15 protein-coding genes (1 of these 15 cut by a window edge) are annotated in these 19,590 nt (G+C 52.1%); 11 read left to right on the top strand and 4 right to left on the bottom strand.

Annotation, left to right across the window (positions count from 1 at the left end):
- Nucleotides 1–201 precede the first annotated feature (201 nt).
- From LDL70_RS12725 to LDL70_RS12710, 4 genes are all read left to right on the top strand, one after another.
- Nucleotides 202–1,731 (top strand): ABC transporter substrate-binding protein, encoded by a 1,530-nt coding sequence (locus LDL70_RS12725; protein WP_370637680.1) that lies wholly within the window; start codon nt 202–204, stop codon nt 1,729–1,731.
- An 80-nt stretch (nt 1,732–1,811) separates the two neighbouring features.
- On the top strand, nt 1,812–2,753 hold the full coding sequence (locus LDL70_RS12720; RefSeq protein WP_022709304.1) for an ABC transporter permease: 942 nt from the start codon (nt 1,812–1,814) through the stop codon (nt 2,751–2,753).
- On the top strand, nt 2,753–3,616 hold the full coding sequence (locus tag LDL70_RS12715; RefSeq protein ID WP_022709303.1) for an ABC transporter permease: 864 nt from the start codon (nt 2,753–2,755) through the stop codon (nt 3,614–3,616). The genes LDL70_RS12720 and LDL70_RS12715 overlap by 1 nt, the downstream gene beginning before the upstream one ends.
- Before the next feature lie 4 nt (nt 3,617–3,620).
- On the top strand, nt 3,621–5,444 hold the full coding sequence (locus LDL70_RS12710) for an ABC transporter ATP-binding protein (protein ID WP_225685217.1): 1,824 nt from the start codon (nt 3,621–3,623) through the stop codon (nt 5,442–5,444).
- A 32-nt stretch (nt 5,445–5,476) separates the two neighbouring features.
- Here LDL70_RS12710 and LDL70_RS12705 read toward each other — a convergent pair whose 3' ends face one another.
- Nucleotides 5,477–6,265: an IclR family transcriptional regulator gene (locus LDL70_RS12705; RefSeq protein WP_075657572.1), complete on the bottom strand. Its 789-nt coding sequence runs from the start codon at nt 6,263–6,265 to the stop codon at nt 5,477–5,479.
- Nucleotides 6,266–6,376: 111 nt separating this feature from the next.
- Here LDL70_RS12705 and LDL70_RS12700 point away from each other — a divergent pair, with 111 nt between their 5' ends.
- From LDL70_RS12700 to LDL70_RS12680, 5 genes are all read left to right on the top strand, one after another.
- Nucleotides 6,377–6,721, top strand: a complete 345-nt coding sequence (locus LDL70_RS12700) for a RidA family protein (RefSeq protein ID WP_028233227.1) — start codon at nt 6,377–6,379, stop codon at nt 6,719–6,721.
- 26 nt (nt 6,722–6,747) lie between these two features.
- Entirely contained in the window at nt 6,748–8,343 is a 1,596-nt protein-coding gene (locus LDL70_RS12695) for an amidohydrolase family protein (RefSeq protein ID WP_225685216.1), read from the top strand.
- A gap of 125 nt (nt 8,344–8,468) precedes the next feature.
- Complete coding sequence (locus LDL70_RS12690) at nt 8,469–8,822, top strand: hypothetical protein (protein ID WP_022709298.1); 354 nt, start codon at nt 8,469–8,471, stop codon at nt 8,820–8,822.
- A complete protein-coding gene (locus LDL70_RS12685; RefSeq protein ID WP_225685215.1) occupies nt 8,819–11,668 on the top strand; it encodes a hybrid sensor histidine kinase/response regulator in 2,850 nt (949 codons plus the stop codon). The genes LDL70_RS12690 and LDL70_RS12685 overlap by 4 nt, the downstream gene beginning before the upstream one ends.
- Nucleotides 11,669–11,670: 2 nt before the next feature.
- Nucleotides 11,671–12,606 (top strand): diguanylate cyclase, encoded by a 936-nt coding sequence (locus LDL70_RS12680; protein WP_075657574.1) that lies wholly within the window; start codon nt 11,671–11,673, stop codon nt 12,604–12,606.
- A 30-nt stretch (nt 12,607–12,636) separates the two neighbouring features.
- Here LDL70_RS12680 and LDL70_RS12675 read toward each other — a convergent pair whose 3' ends face one another.
- Entirely contained in the window at nt 12,637–13,455 is an 819-nt protein-coding gene (locus tag LDL70_RS12675) for a DeoR/GlpR family DNA-binding transcription regulator (RefSeq protein ID WP_225685214.1), read from the bottom strand.
- Between the two features lie 155 nt (nt 13,456–13,610).
- Here LDL70_RS12675 and LDL70_RS12670 point away from each other — a divergent pair, with 155 nt between their 5' ends.
- Nucleotides 13,611–16,970, top strand: coding sequence for an autotransporter domain-containing protein (locus LDL70_RS12670; protein WP_225685213.1), 3,360 nt, complete (start codon nt 13,611–13,613; stop codon nt 16,968–16,970).
- An 86-nt stretch (nt 16,971–17,056) separates the two neighbouring features.
- Here LDL70_RS12670 and LDL70_RS12665 read toward each other — a convergent pair whose 3' ends face one another.
- Complete coding sequence (locus LDL70_RS12665; RefSeq protein WP_225685212.1) at nt 17,057–17,602, bottom strand: carboxymuconolactone decarboxylase family protein; 546 nt, start codon at nt 17,600–17,602, stop codon at nt 17,057–17,059.
- 84 nt (nt 17,603–17,686) lie between these two features.
- Nucleotides 17,687–18,223, bottom strand: coding sequence for a MarR family winged helix-turn-helix transcriptional regulator (locus LDL70_RS12660; protein ID WP_370637678.1), 537 nt, complete (start codon nt 18,221–18,223; stop codon nt 17,687–17,689).
- A 350-nt stretch (nt 18,224–18,573) separates the two neighbouring features.
- Between LDL70_RS12660 and LDL70_RS12655 the strand changes: the two genes are divergently transcribed.
- A protein-coding gene (locus LDL70_RS12655) for an ABC-F family ATP-binding cassette domain-containing protein (protein WP_022709291.1) crosses the window boundary here: on the top strand, nt 18,574–19,590 show its 5' portion. The gene runs 606 nt beyond the window's last position; the window shows 1,017 of its 1,623 coding nt (coding positions 1–1,017); the start codon lies at nt 18,574–18,576; its stop codon lies beyond the right edge, outside the window.

Below are 19,590 nucleotides of genomic sequence, written 5' to 3'. Positions count from 1 at the left end.
CGCGACCCTGTTGACTTGCCTTTCAGACGTCAAAAAACGTACCGGTCAGGCTGGTCGCCCCCTTGACAAGTTATGCATACTGTATTGAGATACGTCAATCCGGTAAAATAGACTAATGTCCATTATTTTGGACAAAATGAAAAATCATACCGAGGAGGAGCTGCATCACCTGATGCAGGCAAACAATTGGGGGTTCAGAAAATGCAGGCAATGAAACTGGCACTGTTATTGGGTGCCGCGACAATCGCATTGACACCATCCGCTTTCGCACAACAAAAAGGCGGCGTGCTGGATGTGGCAACTATTGGTGAGCCGCCGACACTGGACCCGATGGTCTCAACGGCTGATCTCGTCGGTATTGTCAGTCAGCATATGTTTGAGACGCTTTATACTTTCGATAAAGACTGGAAACCGGCGCCGCTTCTGGCTGCCAGCCTTCCGGAAATCTCTGCCGACGGAAAAACCTATCTGATTAAACTGCGTGAGGGCGTTAAATTCCACGACGGTACAGACATGACATCGGAAGATGTTGTGGCATCGCTCAAGCGCTGGACGACACTGGCCTCGCGCGGCAAACAGGCGGCAACTTTGATCGAAGCCATTGAGCCGGTTGACGATTACAGCATCAAAATCACGCTGAAGCAGCCTTATGCACCGCTGACATCTCTGCTGGCGTTTAACAATTCCGCGGCCATTGTTTTGCCTGCTGAAAAACAGGCTGAGCCGATGACTGAATTTGTCGGCACCGGCCCTTATCAGTTTAAAGAGCGCAAGCCGGATCAGTATATTCAGCTGGTGCGTTATGACGGTTATAAATCGCAGGAAGGTGAGCCGAGCGGTTATGCCGGTGGCCGCCAGCAAAATCTCGATGAAATCCGTTTTGTGCCGGTGCCAGATGCCAATACCCGCGTAGAAGCTGCCGTTTCCGGCCAGTATGGTTATGTGGATGCGCTGCCGGTTGAAGCTTTTGACCGTGTGTCCGGCTCGGCGTCTTCGGATGCCGTGATGCTCAAACCATTCGGCTGGCCGGTTTTCATTATGAATACTTCCAAAGGCATTGCTGCAAACCGTGATCTGCGTAAAGCTGTTCAGGTCGCATTGAATAATGAGGACATGTTGACTGCCGCCTATGGCAGCAAGGATTTCTTCAGCGCCGAGCCGTCACTTTATCCGTCCCAATTCATCTGGAGTACAGATGCGGGATCGGAAGGCAGTTATAATGTCGGCGATGCGGAAGCTGCAAAAGCCCTGCTTAAAACTGCGAATTATAATGGCGAACCGCTGCGTATTCTCACCAGCCGTCAATATGAGTTCCATTACAAAATGGCGCAAGTTGCCGCTGAATATCTGAAACTGGCCGGTTTCACAGTTGATATGCAGGTGGTGGATTGGGCAACGCTCACTCAGCGCCGTGCTGATCCGGCACTCTGGGATATTTACATCACCCATAGTCCGTTCCTGCCGGAACCGGCTCTGATTGATCCTCTTTCAGTGAGTGCACCGGGCAAGTGGAATACACCGGCGCGCGCCAAGGTGATGGATGCATTTAATGCGGAGGCTGATCCGCAGAAGCGTGCGGCACTCTGGGCAGATGTGCAGAAAGTCGTGTTTGACGAAGTGCCGTTCATCAAAGTCGGTAATTTCAACAATCTGTCTGCAAAATCCAAGAAACTGGATGGTGTGACACCTGCACCATGGCCATATTTCTGGAATGCATCCGTTGAAAAATAAATAAGACAGGCCGCGTCAGCTTCGGAGGAGAGGCGGCGCGGCTTTAAGTTTTGGGTATTCCCGAATTGGGTGGAGACTGAATGCTACGCTATATCATACAGCGTCTGATCGGCATGATCGTGGTCATGTTTCTGGTTGTGACGATTGTTTTTGTGATCGTCCGCGTCACACCGGGTGATCCTGCTGCCGTCATGCTGGGGCCGGAAGCGACACAGGCTGATATTGAAGGATTGCGAGCAAAGCTCGGTCTCGATCGCTCATTGCCGGTGCAATATGGCTATTACCTGCTGCAATTACTGCGCGGTGATCTTGGCCAGTCGATCTTTCTCGGTCAGCCGGTTGCCCATGCCTTGGCGGAACGGGCAGAGCCGACATTCTTTCTCACATTGTTCTCCATTCTGATTGCCAGTGCGATTGCATTGCCGGTCGGTATTTATGCCGCGGTAAAGCGAGGTTCATTTTTTGATCAGACCGCAACGGCGCTGGCGATGTTTGCCGCAAGTATTCCAAGCTTCTGGCTCGGCCTGCTGCTGATGCAGGTATTTGCCGTGCGCTACGGCTTGTTTCCGGTTTCCGGTTATGGCGGTCCGGATACAAGTTTCGGTGAACGGATGATGCATCTGGTGCTGCCGTCTTTCGCGCTGGGCATTGTGTCTTCTGCTTTGATTATGCGTTTTACCCGCGCTTCGATGCTGGATGTGCTGGGCGATGATTATGTGCGCACAGCCCGAGCCAAGGGGCTGAATGGCAGACGCGTGGTGATGAAACATGCGTTTAAAAATGCGCTGATCCCTATCCTAACAGTGATCGGCCTGACCGCAGCTGTGCTGATTTCCGGTGCCGTGGTCACAGAGACAGTGTTTGGTTTGCCGGGGGTTGGCAATCTGGTGGTGTCTGCGGTGATGCGCCGTGATTATCCGGTTATTCAGGGGGCATTGCTGGTGATTGCGGCGCTCTATGTTCTGATAAATTTTGCCATTGATATGCTTTATCTGGCCGTCGATCCGAGGGTGCGTTACTGATGACCGGCTCCAGTGTAAAATCCTCAGAAACATGGTTGTTTATCCGTCGCCTGTTGCGTCGCCGCACCGTTGCATTCGGCCTGTTCGTCCTGATCGTTTTTGTGTTGCTAGCCGTTCTGGCACCACTGATTGCGCCTTATGCACCGGGTAAATTGTCGATCAGCAATCGTCTGACCGCGCCGAACGGCACGTGGTTTTTCGGCACCGATGAGTTTGGCCGCGATGTATTTTCCCGCACACTTTATGCGGGGCAGCTGTCATTGGCAGTTGGTGCCGCTGTGGTAGTGCTGGCAAGCCTGATTGGCATCACACTCGGCTTGCTGGCCGGTTTTTTCCAGCGGCTGGATACACCGATTGCGCGTCTGATTGATGCGATGATGGCTTTTCCCGATATTCTGCTGGCGATTGCGCTGGTGGCAGCACTCGGCCCTTCGCTGACAACAGTGATTGTGGCGCTGTCGATTGTCTATGCACCGAGACTGGCGCGTGTGGTGCGTGCTTCAACACTCGTTATCCGCGAACTGCCTTATATTGAGGCATCGCGTGCGCTGGGCATTTCCACGCCGCATATTATGACCCGCCATGTGTTGCGCAACTTGCTGTCACCTATTCTGGTGCAGGGGACGTTTTTGTTTGCGCAGGCCATGCTTGCCGAGGCCGGTCTGTCCTTTCTGGGGCTTGGTGTCAGCCCTGAAATTCCGACATGGGGCACGATGATTGCCTCCGGCCGTCAATATGTCGGACAGGCAGACTGGATGACGCTGTTTCCGGGTTTTGCCATCATTCTCGCCGTACTGTCTTTGCAGATGGTGGGTGACGGATTGCGCGATCTTCTTGACCCGCGTTTGCGTAAAGATATGTGAGGGCATGATGAGCCATTTATCAGACAAACAGCCTGTGCTCCGTGTGCAAAATCTCACAACGTCTTTTCTCGGTGAGGGTGGCTGGCGACCGGTTGTGAAAAATATCTCCTTTGATGTCGGCGCAGGGGAAACCGTGGCGCTGGTCGGGGAATCCGGCTCAGGAAAAAGTGTAACGTCTCTTTCTGTCATGCGGTTGTTGCAGCCGGATACCAGCCGGATTGAGGGGAATATTCTGCTTGCCGGCAAAGATATTTTGCAGCTGTCCGAGCATGAAATGCAAAAAATACGCGGCAATGATGTCGCGATGATCTTTCAGGAGCCGATGACGTCGCTCAACCCGCTTTACACGGTGGGAGATCAGATTTGCGAAGCTCTGTTATGCCATCGCAATATGAGCAAGGCAGAGGCAAAGGCTGAAGCTCTGCGACTGATGGAGAAGGTTCGCATTCCGTCTGCCGCAAGCCGGTTCAATGAGTATCCGCATCGTTTTTCCGGCGGTATGCGTCAGCGCGTGATGATCGCTATGGCGCTGGTCACCCGCCCGAAACTGCTGATTGCCGACGAGCCGACTACAGCGCTGGATGTGACTATTCAGGGGCAGATTCTCGACCTGATTAAAACCTTGCAGGAAGAGGAAGGCACTTCGGTACTGTTCATCACACATGATATGGGCGTGGTTGCAGAAGTGGCTGATCGTACCGTGGTGATGTATCATGGTGATGCGGTGGAAACCGGTGATACGGCCACGATTTTCCGCGACGCGAAGCATCCTTATACGCGGGCTTTGCTATCAGCCGTGCCGGCGCTCGGGTCTATGACAGGTCGTGCACGCCCGCTGCGTTTTCCCGTCGTTGATATCCGAACCGGCACGGCACTGCCGCCGGTAGAAGCTGCCGATACAGTTGCGAAGGATGCGCCGCCGGTTCTGGATGTGAAAGGGCTGACGACACGCTTTACCATTCACAGCGGACTATTCGGGAAACTGGCAGGGCGTGTTCATGCGGTGGAGAATGTTTCTTTCTCGTTGCAGCCGGGGGAGACGCTGTCACTGGTGGGCGAGTCCGGTTGCGGTAAATCGACGACCGGCCGCTCAATCATGCGGCTGATACAGCCGCAAAGCGGTTCCGTCATGGTCAACGGACAGGATGTGATGGCCATGGCAGGGCATGAGCTGCAAGGTCTGCGCCGTACCATGCAGATGATTTTTCAGGACCCTTATGCCAGTCTCAATCCGCGTATGCGGGTAGGGGCGTCGATTGCGGAGCCGTTTCTGGAGCATAAGCTCGGTACAAAACATCAGGCGCGGGAACGTGTGGCCGATCTTCTGGAGCGTGTGGGGCTGAAAGCCGATATGGCGTCTCGTTTCCCGCATGAATTTTCCGGCGGGCAGCGTCAGCGTATTTGTATTGCCCGCGCGTTAGCGCTTGATCCGAAACTTATCGTTGCCGATGAATCTGTCTCAGCGCTCGATGTTTCCATCAAGGCGCAGGTCATCAATCTGTTGCTCGATCTGCAATCCAGTCTCAACCTGTCTTTTCTGTTTATCTCGCACGATATGGCGGTCGTGGAACGCCTTAGTCACCGTGTTGCGGTGATGTATCTGGGCGAGATTGTCGAGATCGGGCCGCGTGCAGCGGTGTTTGAAAACCCGCAACATCCTTATACGAAAAAGCTGATGGCTGCCGTTCCGGTGCCTGATCCTGCACGGCGCGGTATGCGGCGCGGGCAGATTGCTGATGAATTGCACAGTCCTGTCCGTGCGCCGGATTATGTACCGGTCGAGCGGCAGATGCGCGAAGTTTCAGAAGGGCATTTCATATTCCAATGATAGGTCCGGTGAAACAAGTCTGCTTCTTCCAGTCAGTGCTTGCCGCTGAGCGCCTGTGCGGCATCCTTCAGGCATTGCAGATAGAAAGCATGGTTCTTCAGCCCGTCATCGCGGGGGGCAACAAGGCACAGCGTTGCGGTCGCAATACCCTGCGCATCACGCATCGGTACGGCAAAACAATGGGTGAAATTATCGACTGTGCTGTTGAAAGTAAATTGACCGGTTCTGTCGGCTTCGCGTACCTGCGCGATAAATTCAGCCGGATCAAGCCAGCTGCCATTAGGCATCTGAAAGTCGGCAGCGGGAATGAAACTGGTAATTTCTTCATCGCTGAGATGAGCAACCAGAAGACGGCCGGAAGCTGTCCACGGAATAGGCACGGAATGGCCGACATCCGAGGAAATACGGAACGGGCGCACGCCTTCTTTCATACGGGCAACGGTATATTTATTGCCGTCGAGCACGCAATATTGCGCTGTTTCACGGGTCTGTTCGGCAATGCGTTCCAGCGCGGCATCGCAGGCGCGCATGAAGTCAAAATGATCTTCATAGGCGGCGCCGAGAAAATAGAGTTTGCGTCCGAGAAACACACGACCGTCGCCGCCGGTAAATTCGAGAATACCATTGCGCAACAGCAGATTGACCAGCTCGTAAACCGAGGAACGCGGGGCACCGATTTGGGCGGCAATTTCATTGGGTTTCAGCGGTTCACGCTTGTTGCGCAGAAAATCCAGTATCTCAAAGGCACGATCCAGACCGCGCGCACGTTTGCTGCTGTCTTCTTTGGGCGTGACCGGAGTGGTTGCGGTACTGTCTGACATGCTGCCTCCGATGAGCGCTATAATGTTATTGTGTCTGTTATATTGGATTTTATCATGCAGGCAAGCAGAAGTTTACAATCAGAAGTGACGATGACAGAAGGAAATACGGGTATGATTATGCGTTATCAAAAAGGCAGCCGGATGAGTCAGGCCGTGAGCTATGGCGGCATGGTGCATATTGCCGGTCAGGTGGCTGAAAACCGCAAGGCTTCCATTGAAGAGCAGACCCGTGATGTTTTGGGCAAGATCGACCAGCTTTTGCAGCAGGCAGGAACTGACCGTTCCAAATTGCTGGCGGTGAATGTGTTTCTTCCGGCAATTGTTGATTTCGATGCGATGAATTCGGTCTATGATGCGTGGATTGATCCGGAAAACCCGCCGGCGCGTGCCTGTGTGGAAGCGCGTCTGGCTGATCCAGATCTGCGGGTTGAAATGACTGCTATTGCTGCCCTTTAATGCTCAATGAAGTGCCGGAGCCGGATATGACACAAACGCTCATTCGCAATGCCCGTATCATTGATGGCACCGGCGCACCTTGGTATCGCGGCGATGTGTTGCTGAGCGGCGGGTTAATCCGGCAGATCGGCAGAGGTCTGAAAGCAGACGGTGATATGCAAATCATTGATGCGGATGAGCGTTATTTAAGCCCCGGTTTTATTGATGCCCATTGTCATGATGATCTGATCTTTCTGCGCGAGCGGGACAGGCCGGAAAAGGCGATGCAGGGCGTGACCAGTATTGTGGTCGGCAATTGCTCTTTTTCGCTCTATCCGGCAGCAGAACAGTCCCGCGAATATCTGCGTCAGCATTTCTCCGGCCTTCTTGGTGAAACGCGATCTGATGAGATTTTTGATGATTTCTCGGGATACCATCAGGCTTTGGAAGGAGAGGGGATTGCTCTCAATCTGATCTCACTTGTCGGCCATGCGGCTTTACGTTTGGCAGTGATGGGGCATGACAGGCGGCCTGCCACAGAGAGCGAGCTTGCAGCGATGTGCCGTTTGCTTGACGTGCAAATGGCGCAGGGGGCGGCAGGTCTGTCTCTGGGGCTGGTTTATCCGCCAAGTGCTTTTGCTGAGATTGAAGAACTGGTAGCTTTGGGTAAAATTGTCGCCGGTTTCGGCGGGGTGCTGGCCGCGCATATCCGCTCCTATGAAGCAGGCCTGATGCAGGCGACTGAAGAGTTCGGTGAGGTTGTGCGCCTGTCCGGTGCAGCCGGATTGCTGTCACATCTGCAATCGGCGGGACGACCGAACTGGGGTAATGTACCGGCGGTGATCGACTATCTGGAAAGCCTGCGATCTGACGGTGTGGATATCAGCTTTGATATGTATCCCTATCCGGCAGGCAGTACATGGATATTACAGCTTCTGCCAGCGGCGGTGATGGATGGTGGTTTGCCGGCTTTAAAAGAGCGCTTACAGGACACCGCATGGCGGCAGAAACTGGCGCATTGGGTGGAACATGGCGGTGATGATTATCACGGCCAGAGCAAAATTTCGCTGATAGGCTGGGAGAATGTACGGCTTTCAGCAATCGGCATTGATGAACTGAAACATCTGGAAGGACAGACCATGCGTGAAGCTGCCTTTACGCTTGGCACAACGCCTTTCGATCTGCTGGTGCGCTTTGTTGAAGAAGATGAAGGGCAGACAGGGATTATCCTGTTTCAGCTTGATGAGGATGATCTTCATGCGGCCTGTTGCAACCGGTTGTTTATGGCGGGGTCTGACGGTTTGCCGCGTCCGGGCTCCAAACCGCATCCGCGTGCTTTCGGGACTTTCCCACGCATTGCCGGACCTTTGCGGCGGGAGAAAAAATGGTTCCCGCTTGAGGATGCAGTGCGCCGGATGACGTCGGTTGCAGCACAGCGTTTTTCTCTGCATGACCGTGGCCTGTTGCGCCCCGCAATGGCTGCTGATCTGGTGCTGTTTGAAGATGCGATCACCGACCACGCGACTTTTGAAAATTCCACACAGATGCCGTCTGGCATCAGCCATGTTTTTGTCAACGGACAGGCGGTGATTGCAGCAGGCAAACCGACCGGTAACAGAGCCGGAAAAGTGTTGCGCCGCTGATTGTTCCCGTTCTGATGACGTATGAGTCTGTCTTGTTGTGGCGTTTATAAAATCTTAAGGCGGTATTTACCGGAAAACGATATTAATCCTGCTAATATCAGTAATATTTGAAGCAGGATAATGTCATGAACGGGCAGACCGGTGATCAGCGGTGTCATATCCGCGATCTTATGCCAGCGATTGCATTGCTGGTTCTGTTGCTTGGCGGGATTGCCGTGGCTTTTCTCAAGCCAACCGGCAAAGATGACCAATATATCGTTATGGTCGCTCCCTGGCGCACATTGAACTCTGTTATCAGCTCCATTCAGGCCGCTGAAGGTGCGATTATTTCTATCAATGCTTCATCCAGCCTGATTACAGTTTATTCCGAAAATAAAGATTTCCCAAACAGGCTTTACAGTGCCGGTGAGTGGCTGGTTTTTGAACCGCTGCTGCCTGGTGGTTGTTATGCCATTCAGGAACGGACGACAGCCGCATGATCCTAGAACTTGACGACCTTCGCAGCCGGTTTGGCCGGTTTTTGGTGATTTTATTCTGGCTGCATGTCCCGCTTCTGGCGCTGGTTGCTTATGTCACCGGTCATTCGCCGGTCGGCGCAGCTTTGGCAGGCGTGGTGCTGGCCGGTGCCTATCATATGTCATGGCTGCGCTCAGGCATTGCTCCGGTAACGCGCTATATTTCCGGCGTTGCCCTGATGGGGCAGCCCGCATTGCTGCTATATTTTATGAGCGGTCAGCTCTGGCAAATGGATATGCATATGTATTTCTTTGCTATGCTGGCGCTCACGGTTGCGTGGTGTGACAAGCGTGCAGTTCTTTTTGCCGCCGCTGCCGTGGCTCTGCATCATTTAACGCTGGATTATCTGATGCCAGCAGCGGTGTTTCCTGAAGGCGGGGATATCAAGCGCGTTCTGCTTCATGCGGTTATTGTCGCGTTTCAGGCTGCAGTGCTGGTGTGGTTCGGCGATATGCTTGTCGATTGCTTCAACCGCATTAATGCCATGCGTGATGAAATCATTGCCAAGAATGCGGCACTGGAACAGCGCACCCTTGAGGCGGAAGCTGCCAGTAAATCGAAGAGCATGTTCCTCGCCAATATGAGCCATGAAATCCGCACACCGATGAATGCCATTCTGGGCTTTTGCCATCTGGTGTTGCGTACGGATCTGGATCTGCGTCAAAAAGAATATGTCTCGAAAATCAGCAATGCCAGTACGGCTCTGCTGCGCCTGATCAATGATATTCTCGATTTCTCCAAGAATGAGGCAGGCAAGCTTTCTCTCGAGACACGTCCGTTCAATTTACGCTCTTCTTTGCAGAGCCAGCTTAATCTGGCGGCAATTAATGCGGAGAATAAAGGCGTTAGCATTGAGACCGTTATTCAGAATGATGTGCCTGCAGTTCTGGTCGGCGATGAATTGCGCCTGAATCAGGTGCTACTCAATCTCGTCAGCAATGCGGTGAAGTTCAGCGAGAAAGGGACTGTCACAGTCACGGTTGATGCTGAAGAGCAGCAGGATGCAGGTGTTAAACTACGCATATCGGTGCGTGATCAGGGGATCGGTATGGCACCGGAACAGCAAGCTTTGCTATTTAATTCTTTCACACAGGCCGACAGTTCCATGACGCGCCGCTTTGGCGGTACCGGACTTGGACTTGTTATCAGCAAACAAATTGTTGAGCAGATGGGCGGCACAATCGGCGTGGAAAGCATGCCGGGTGTGGGCAGTACTTTTACCTTTACCGTCAATATGGCAATCGGTGAAATGCAGACTGAGCCGGAGCGCATCGCTTCGGCAGAGATTGCAGGTTTGCGTGTACTTGTGGCTGATGATAATCCGGCCTCGCGCGAGATTTTCCATGATGTCTTTAATTCATGGGGCTTGAATATTGATCTTGTTGCTTCCGGTGAGGAAGTTCTGGGCGCGCTTGAAGGAGCATGCAAAACCGGCCAGCCTTATGATCTGGTGGTTCTGGACTGGAAAATGCCCGGCATGGACGGTCTGCAAACTGTACAGGCGCTTCATCGTAATGAGAATCTTTCGCCGCTGCCTTATGTGGTGATGGTGACGGCCTATGGTAATGAGGACTTCCGCGCTGAAACCGAACGTTCCGGTATTGCTGCCTTCCTGACCAAGCCGATCGTTCCGAATGTGCTTTTTGACACGATTACCGGCTTGTTTGCCCGTGAAACAGCGGCGGATGCGCCGCATGCGGAAATCGGTCAGACTATTCCGATGGTGGCGGAGCAGCTGCGCGGGCTGAAGGTTCTGTTGGCTGAAGACAGTATGATCAACCGTGAGATCGCGGTTGAGCTGCTGCAGGATGCCGGATTGGTGGTTGATGTTGCTGAAAACGGCCGTATCGCCTGCGATCTCGTTCTTCAGGATCCGCTGCCCTATGACGGCATTTTGATGGATATCCAGATGCCGGAGATGGATGGTATTGAAGCTACTTTGCAGATCCGTAAAAAATGGTCTGCGGAGCAATTGCCGATTATTGCCATGACCGCGCATGCCTATGAGGAAGAACGGCAGAAGTGCTTTGCTGCGGGTATGGACGATCATGTGGCCAAACCGGTTGATCCGTTCCTGCTGGTGCGCACACTTGATCGCTGGTTGAAGCCGCGCAGCAAAGAAGCTTCGCATCCGGTCGCAGAGTCTGCTCCGGTTGCAGTGAAGCCTGTAAGGGATTTGCCGGAAAGCCTGCCGCCGTTTGATCTTACAAAAGCGCTGGCGCGTATGAACGGTAAAACATCACTATTGCGTAAGCTGATTATCGATTTCGGACAGAGATTTGCTGCAACACCGGAAGAGCTCAACGAGCTGATCGGTCGCGGTGCATTGGATGATGCGCGGCGCAGCGCCCATACGCTGAAAGGTGTGGCGGGATCGCTGGAACTGGCAGAGGTTTATGAACAGTCTGCCAAGACTGAAGCTGCATTGGCACAAGGTGATGTGGTTGCGGCTAATATATTGATTGCTGAATTGGAGCAGGTGCTGAAACCGGCAATAAAAGCGGCTAAGAGTCTTGTAACTACAACAGAAGATGATAATAAACCGGTTCCGGCAGGACAAGCTGATCCGGTCAATATTCAGGCGGAGATTCTGGTTTTCCGCGGGCTTCTGGAACGCAGAAGTCTGAAGGCACGCAGCAGTTTTGAAAAATTGGCGATTACGCTCGGTATGACACCTGACACTCTGCAGGTTCATCCGGTGAAGATCGCTCTCGACAATCTTGACTATAATCGCGCCCTCACATTGCTGGATGCTGAATTTGCTGATGTTTTGCAAGCTTCACCGGACACTGAGCGTATCGGAGAATAATTATGACAGACCGCGCGGTCATCCTCATTGTGGATGATGAAATCTCAAATATTGAGATTATGAGTGCAGTACTCGAGGACGATTATGAAGTATGTTTTGCGACTTCAGGCGAGGAAGCATTAAAAGTTGCACAGACGGTGTTGCCGGACCTTATTCTGCTCGATGTGCTTATGCCGGGGATTGACGGATATGAAGTTTGCCAGCGTCTGAAAAAAGATCGCATGCTTGCGGATATTCCGGTGATTTTTACAACCGGCCTGAATGATCAGGATGCGGAAGTACGCGGATTATCTGCCGGTGCGATCGATTATGTGACCAAGCCTATTCAGCCGGTTATTTTGCTGGCGCGCGTGGCCAATCATGTTGAATTGAAACGTCTGCGCGATCAGCTGGCGCAAATGGCTGTGACAGATGCTTTGACCGGTTTAAGCAACCGCCGTCATCTGGAACAGACATTGGCGACGGAAACCACGAAACTGGCCCGCACAGGCGACTGGCTGTCGGTTATCATGGTCGATATCGACTTCTTCAAATTGTTCAACGATACATTTGGTCATCCGGCCGGTGATCGTTGTCTGGCGATGGTTGCAGCGGCTCTTACACGCGCGGTGCATCTGGCAACAGATGTGACAGCACGTTATGGCGGTGAGGAATTTGTCTGTGTCTTGCCGGGGCGGGATCATGATGCGGCAGTATTGGTGGCCAAAGAAATACAGGAACAGGTCAGTTCTTTAAGAATTCCGCATCCGGGTTCAACGGTTTCCACTTGTGTCACGGTCAGTATCGGCGTTGCTTCGGCATGTTGTCTGCCGGAAATGTCTGCATCGCAGTGGATGGCACATGCTGATCGCCAGCTCTATCTGAGTAAACGTGCCGGCCGGAATGAAATTTTCAGTACTGTTTTCAATGCGCAGGAAATCGGTCTGATTTCTGAATAATTCGGGATCATTGCTCTATGACCGGCAAATTCAGCTTTTTTGCCGGTCAGCGATCTCACACAGATGCAACTGAAGCTTATGTGTCTGTATTTTCTCAAAAATATGCGGCGCGGGTGCTTTGTCGGTGATAATAGCATCGACAATATTCAGTGCGCCGAGTTTAACAAGCGCGCGTTTGCCGAATTTGCTGCTGTCGACAGCCAGTAATTTGTGTCTGGACTGGTCGAGCGCTTTGGACACGGCCGCTACTTCTGTCCGGTCATCATCACACAGGTCACCGTCATCATCGATGCCGCTGACAGAAATCACCGCATAGTCGAATTTGAAACGGTTGATGAAATCGGGTGTGTCTTCCTGAAAAATGCCGCCATCTACGGCGCGGACAAAACCACCCGGAATTGCCAGCGCGAAATCGGAATTCTCGCTGATGAGCGATGCCACACGCAGACTATAGGTGACAATGCGCAAGCCCTGTTTGTTTTTTATCAGCGCAGCGGCAATGGCCTCGCAGGTTGTGCCCGTATCAATGAAAATCGTTGTGTTGTCGGGAATGTAATCGGCTACAAATGCGGCAATCGCCTGTTTTTCTGCGGCCTGATCCAGACGCCTCTGACGATAGGTTCCGGCATCCATCGGAGCTGCGATCGTCGCGCCGCCATGGATACGGCGAACTTTGCCTGTGATTTCCAGCGCCATGATATCGCGGCGTGCAGTTTGCATCGTCACCGAGCAGAGATGCGCAATTTCTTCCAGCGAAATATAATGATTTTGCTCGAGATATTGCAGCAGAAACGCCTGACGGTTGTCTTTTTTGTTGCCGCCGGTTGATACCGAATTGTCAAATCGCATAGCGCCCCCTGTACTCCACGTATTTCGGACAAAAAAAAATATGCGTCAAGAAAATGATTTTTGACAATCATCCGGATTGTATAAAAACTGACATATGACTCGTCTAATGTAAGAAAAGTGACATTTTATGTCTCAAATCTTATTATCAGGATGATATGATGAAACAGCAGCGGTCAGGCGCAAGGCATAAGCGTAAATTAACGGCAGGGGTGGCGAGTGCAATATTGCTGGCTGCGCTGAATACAAATGCACAGGCAGAACCAGCAAAAACACAGAATTTTTCTCTGACCGTGATGGGTTTTAACATCTGGAATAACGGCCTTGATTCCAATATGTGGGATGCTGAAGCAAAAAAGAATGGCCAGCTGATTTATAACAAGGCCATGCAGGATTTACTGCGTGGCGTTGCCCCTGATGTGCTGGTTATGCCGGAACTTTACAACAATAGCGGCAGGCCGTTTGGCGATACGACGGTTGTTAAAGCCCATGTGAAAAATACTCTGGATCTGCTGAATGAAAAAGCAGACAAGCTGGGTGCATTTGAAAAAATCAAAGATCATGGTTCCCGTGAAGGCGAAGGCATGGTCTTTACAAGCGGTGAAACGGAATATCTGGCGGCGAATACGGTTGTCGTGAAGCCGGGTAATGGTTTCCCTGATACGGTTATCGCCGGTCGCCATTTCAATTATGCAGACACATCATCTGGTCGTATCGCTCAGGCAAAAGATGCTAACAAACTGGCACAATCTACCCTGACGCCGACAATATTGCTCGGCGATCTGAATGCCGGTGATATTTCCGAGCGTGGTCTGCTGAGTGTGGATGCGCAACTGCGTCTGATAAAAAAAGCCGCTGGTAACGCATTTTATAAAACGCTGGCTTATGAATATCTTGAGCGGGCGGATGCAACAAAATGGCGTGCAATCATTCAAGCCGAACACCCAAATGCCAATATTGACAATTTGTCATGGGAGCAGTGGGGCAATGCACTGGACAAAGCCTATCAGGCTCAAAAAGATATAGGCTTTGCCGGAGAGGCCTATCCGGTAGACAATAATCTTCCGGTGACGATGAATATTCTGAAACAACAATATCAGCTGATTCAGCTTGAGCGGAACCGCGAGCAGTTCAAACCAAGTGAAGTTGGTGATGAACGTGCGACCTGGACCAGTGACGGTGAAGAATCTACCAATACATGGCCGAGCTGGGATCGTGTGAATATTGATCATATTCTGGTTTCCCGACCTTTCGCCAAATGGGTTGAGATTGTTGATAATGGTCAATGGTCCGGCACACTTTCCAAACCGTCATTGCTGCCAAATGGTAATTCGCTGTCGGATCACGATCCGGTCGCACAGGAGCTGCGCTGGGTAGGGCCAAAGCTTGAGACTTATAAAGACGGCGATGTTGAGAAAATCCGTCTGATCTGGGGCGCCGGTGCATCCGGTTTTGGAACGAAAGGCAAAGAGTTTTTCCTGACCCGTAATAATAACCGTAATGATGTTTATCTTGGTCAGGTCGCGGATGAAAACGGCAAACCGATCCTGAAGGATCTGACGCAGGAAGAAAAACAAACACTGCTCAATTGCCAGACAACGGATGCACGCTTTGCGCAGGCTGTGAGAGATTACTGTATTGATAATCACAATTTCATTGGCGAAACCTCGGTTTCCGATGGCGGAACGGTGATTGTTTTTGAAGATGCGGCGCTGGGTAGTGCATCAGCAAATTTACGCTTAAATGGTGGTGGTCTGCGCGTGGCTGGTCTGGCAATGAACAGTCTTGAGCGCAAAATCGTGCTGGACGGCAATGGCTGGATTGATGTGACTGAGGCCGCCAATAATCTGAAAGTTAATCAGGAGATCAGCGGCAGCGGTGCTCTCATCAAACGCGGCGAGGGCGTACTGACACTGAATGCTGCCAATAGCTACAGCGGCGGCACATCAGTAGAGCGCGGCGGATTGATTGTCGGTGATGCAGATCATACGGATGCTTCAGTGAGCGGTATGATTAAAGTCAGCAATGGTGCATTTCTTGCGGGTTCAGGAACGCTCGGCGGTATTCATATTGCTGCGGATGCTGTTCTGGCACCGGGTAACTCAATAGGCACGCTGAAAACTTCCGGCGATCTGGTGATGGAGGCAGGCTCTCTTTATCATGCGGAAATCAATCCGGATGGTACATCTGATCTCGTTCAGGCTTCCGGTACTGCAACAATCGACGGTGCCCGCGTTTATGTCGATAAGGCGGGAGGCTCTTATATACCGGGCAGCCGTTATACCATTCTCACAGCGGATGGCGGTGTGAACGGTACTTTCGCTGACCTCAGCCAGAATATGCCATTCATTAATCTCGGCCTGATTTACGATCCGAAGGCGGTCTATCTGGATGTGTTGCGTAATCAGGTTGCGTTTGACGATATCGGCGAAACGGCTAATCAGCGTTCTGTCGCAGCCTCCGTTGAATCTCTGGCAAGTGGCAATGCTGTGTATGATGCGGTGCTCGGGCTGGAAAGCAAAGAACAGGCTTTGGCTGCTTTTGATCTGCTGACAGGTGAGGTACATGCATCCGCTAAAACGGCTCTGATGAATACGAGTAGCGATTTGCGCAATGCAACTCATGATCGTCTTCGTTCCGCTTTCGGGGATGCACATGCACAGAAGGGCGCACAGGTTGTCTCAGCCAAAGATGCGCCTGCTGCTTTGTGGATGCAGAGCTTCGGCACATGGGCTGAGAATTCTGCAAACGGCAATGCTGCAAAACTCAGCCAGACAACGGGTGGTGTCTTTGCCGGTTATGATGCAGAAATTGCAGAGAATACACGTCTTGGTGCACTTGCCGGTTACAGCCGCACCAGTTTTGATGTTGATGACCGTGCTTCATCCGGTGAAAGCGATAATTATCATCTCGGCATCTACGGCGGTTCGCAATGGGGCAATACTGCTCTGAGCGCTGGTCTTGCCTATAGCTGGCACTCGGTAGATATCAGCCGTTCAGTCCGTTTTGCTGATTTCTCGGATAAACTCACAGCTGATTATAATGCAGGCACGGTTCAGGCTTTCGGTGAACTCAGCCATAAGCTGCAAACCGGTAATGCGGTCTTCGAGCCTTTCGCCAATCTTGCCTATGTTGCTGTGAAGACGGATAGTTTTACCGAAACCGGCGGACAGGCTGCTCTGACCGTTGACGGTGACAGAATGAGCACCGTGTTCACAACGCTCGGTATTCGCGGAGCAACAGAGATGATGTTTGGTAATATCAAAGCCGAGCTGAATGGTACGCTTGGCTGGCAGCATGCATTTGCTGATATTGATCCGGCCAGTCGCGCATCTTTTGCAACGGGTTCTGCATTCGATATTTCAGGTGTTCCTGTGGCAGAGGATACCGCGCTGGTTCAGGCAGGTTTTGATATTAAGGCCAGTGAACAGGCAACTTTCGGTATCAGCTATCGCGGTCAGTTCGGATCAGGCTTTCAGAGTAATTCTGTGAATGCCAAACTTGGCATCAAATTCTGATCCATCATATATTTTGTAAAAGAAAACTGCCGGCTTCCGTCACGGAGGCCGGCAGTTTTATTCTTTGTGTTTGTTTCGCCGGAAGATCAGGCGGCCGGTTTTAATGCGACAGCAGGAAAATCTACCGGTACATCCAACGCGACATTGATATAATTGGTGAAGAGATTGAGAGCGACATGGGCAATAATCTCCACAATAGCCTCATCGTCAAAACCTGCGGCTTTCAGCACCGCAATATCATTTGCTGTGGCGGCCGCACGGTCGCGGGTGATTTTGAGGGCAAAGCTCAGAGCAGCTTGAGTCCGTGGGTCTGAGGATTGTCCGGTCTGGGCAGCCGCCATATCGGCAGCTGATGCGCCGGCCTTGCGTCCGAGCGCTGTATGGGCGGCAAGGCAATATGCACAATTATTGGCATTGGCAATTGCAACAGCGATTTCCTCGCCCAGACGCGCACCGAGGTTGCCGGTACTAAGAGCACCGAACGATCCCCACATGCTTTGCAGTGCGGCTGGTGAATTGGCAACAGCCTTGAACATGTTCGGGACAGTGCCGAAAGCACCGTTAATCTGATCGAGCACCGGTTTGACAGAACCGGTGGCAGACGCTGGATCAATGAGATGAATATGTGTCATAATAGATAATCCTTCTCTGTAGCTTGGAGTTGGGTCAATGAACGGTCCGGTGATGGCAGTCACCGGGCCGTTTTCAGTTCCGGCTTATGGGCCGTGAACAACGGTGTCCGGCATTTTTTGTGTGCCGGAGATATTTCTTTCAGGGTTTTGGGTGAATGCTGCCCAGTTCACATCCTGAGCAGTCTGGTCTGCGGCTTCATGTTCTCCGCAATCCAGCCGGAGATCCGTACCGGCAATATCTGCGCCGATAAATGTGCAATGATGTGGGTGTGCTGATCCGGGATGAATATTCGGACGGAAATGACGGCAGGAAACACACATGCGCTGCAGCGGAATAGCGCCGGCTTGCTGTAATTCACGGATGAGTCTGATTTGTGTGGCGAGTAATTCGCTTTGTACCGAAACGGGTAAGCTCTCCAGCGCCTCGGAAAAGCGTGATGAGGCCTCTTCTATCGCAGCATTGACGGCATGACCTTCAGGGGTCGCGCATATGATGCTTGCCCGCGCATCAGAGGTGTCAGCGGTGCGGATCAGTAGTTTTTTCCGGACAAGGGCGTTTACCGTCTCCGTGATACTGGCACCGGAAACGGCAAGTTGCGCGGCGATGTTTTTTGAGCGCATACCGTCGGGCCGCGTCACAAGTAAAGCTAGAACCTGTGCCTGAGCCGGGTTCAGCCCCTCGAATGCTGCCGCTGCCCATAGTTCAGCTCGCAGAATGATAGCAAGGCGATCAAAGCCCGTCTTTAGGTGCCGGAGTGTTGTTGATATCTGACTCATGCAAATATTAAGTAGGGGTCCTAATTAAATGTCAAGCACTCAATACCGACTGCGGATGACGATCAGGCCAGTTCTGGCTTTAAGTTCTCAATCTTGTCAGAGAGGCAGTGTATTAAATTGCTGAACTTGTAAGACGTGACAGCGCGCCTAAGGCGTGGCATAGGAGGGCGCACAATCACAAGGCCTCCTGTTTCATGATCCGCATTGACAATATCAGTAAGTCCAACAGCCATCGCATTCTGTTTATTGAAGCGTCTGCCGCTTTGAACCGTGGCGAGAAAATCGGTCTTGTCGGGCCGAATGGTGCCGGTAAAACAACGCTTTTCCGTATGATTACCGGCGAAGAACAGCCGGATGAGGGACAGGTTACGGTCGAGAAAGGCGTGACGATTGGCTATTTTGATCAGAATGTCGGGGAAATGGGCGGGCGTACGGCCGTTGCGGAAGTGATGGATGGTGCTGGCCCTGTCAGTATTGTTGCCGCAGAATTGCGTGAACTCGAAGCTGCAATGTGCGATCCGGATCGTATGGACGAGATGGATGCGATCATTGAGCGCTATGGCGAAGTTCAGGCGCGCTATGAGGAACTCGACGGTTACGGTCTGGATGGGCGTGCGCGTGAAGTGCTTGCAGGTTTGAGTTTTTCTCAGGAAATGATGGACGGCGATGTCAGCAATCTGTCCGGCGGCTGGAAAATGCGCGTGGCCTTGGCGCGCATTCTGCTGATGCGCCCTGATGTGATGCTGCTCGATGAGCCTTCCAACCATCTTGATCTTGAAAGCCTGATCTGGCTTGAGAATTTCCTGAAAACCTATGACGGCGCTTTGTTGATGACGTCGCATGACCGCGAATTCATGAACCGTATTGTCTCCAAGATTATTGAAATCGACGGCGGTAATCTCACGACCTATTCCGGTGACTATGTTTTCTATGAAGGCCAGCGTGCTCTGAATGAAAAACATCAGCAGGCACAGTTCGAGCGCCAGCAGGCAATGCTTGCCAAAGAAATCAAATTTATTGAACGCTTCAAAGCCCGTGCATCGCATGCATCGCAGGTGCAGAGCCGCGTGAAGAAGCTGGAAAAGATTGACCGCGTGGAACCGCCGCGCCGTCGTCAGACTGTGGCTTTTGAATTTGCAACGCCGCCGCGCTCCGGTGAAGATGTCGTTAATCTCAAAGGTGTCCATAAAGCCTATGGCAGCCGCACAATC

The organism is Pseudochrobactrum sp. XF203 (genome assembly GCF_020341615.1).
In the GTDB taxonomy this organism is placed as follows: Bacteria; Pseudomonadota; Alphaproteobacteria; order Rhizobiales; family Rhizobiaceae; genus Pseudochrobactrum; species Pseudochrobactrum saccharolyticum.
Note: the sequence above shows the minus strand (reverse complement) of the source record. Positions and strands in the feature narration are given on the sequence as shown.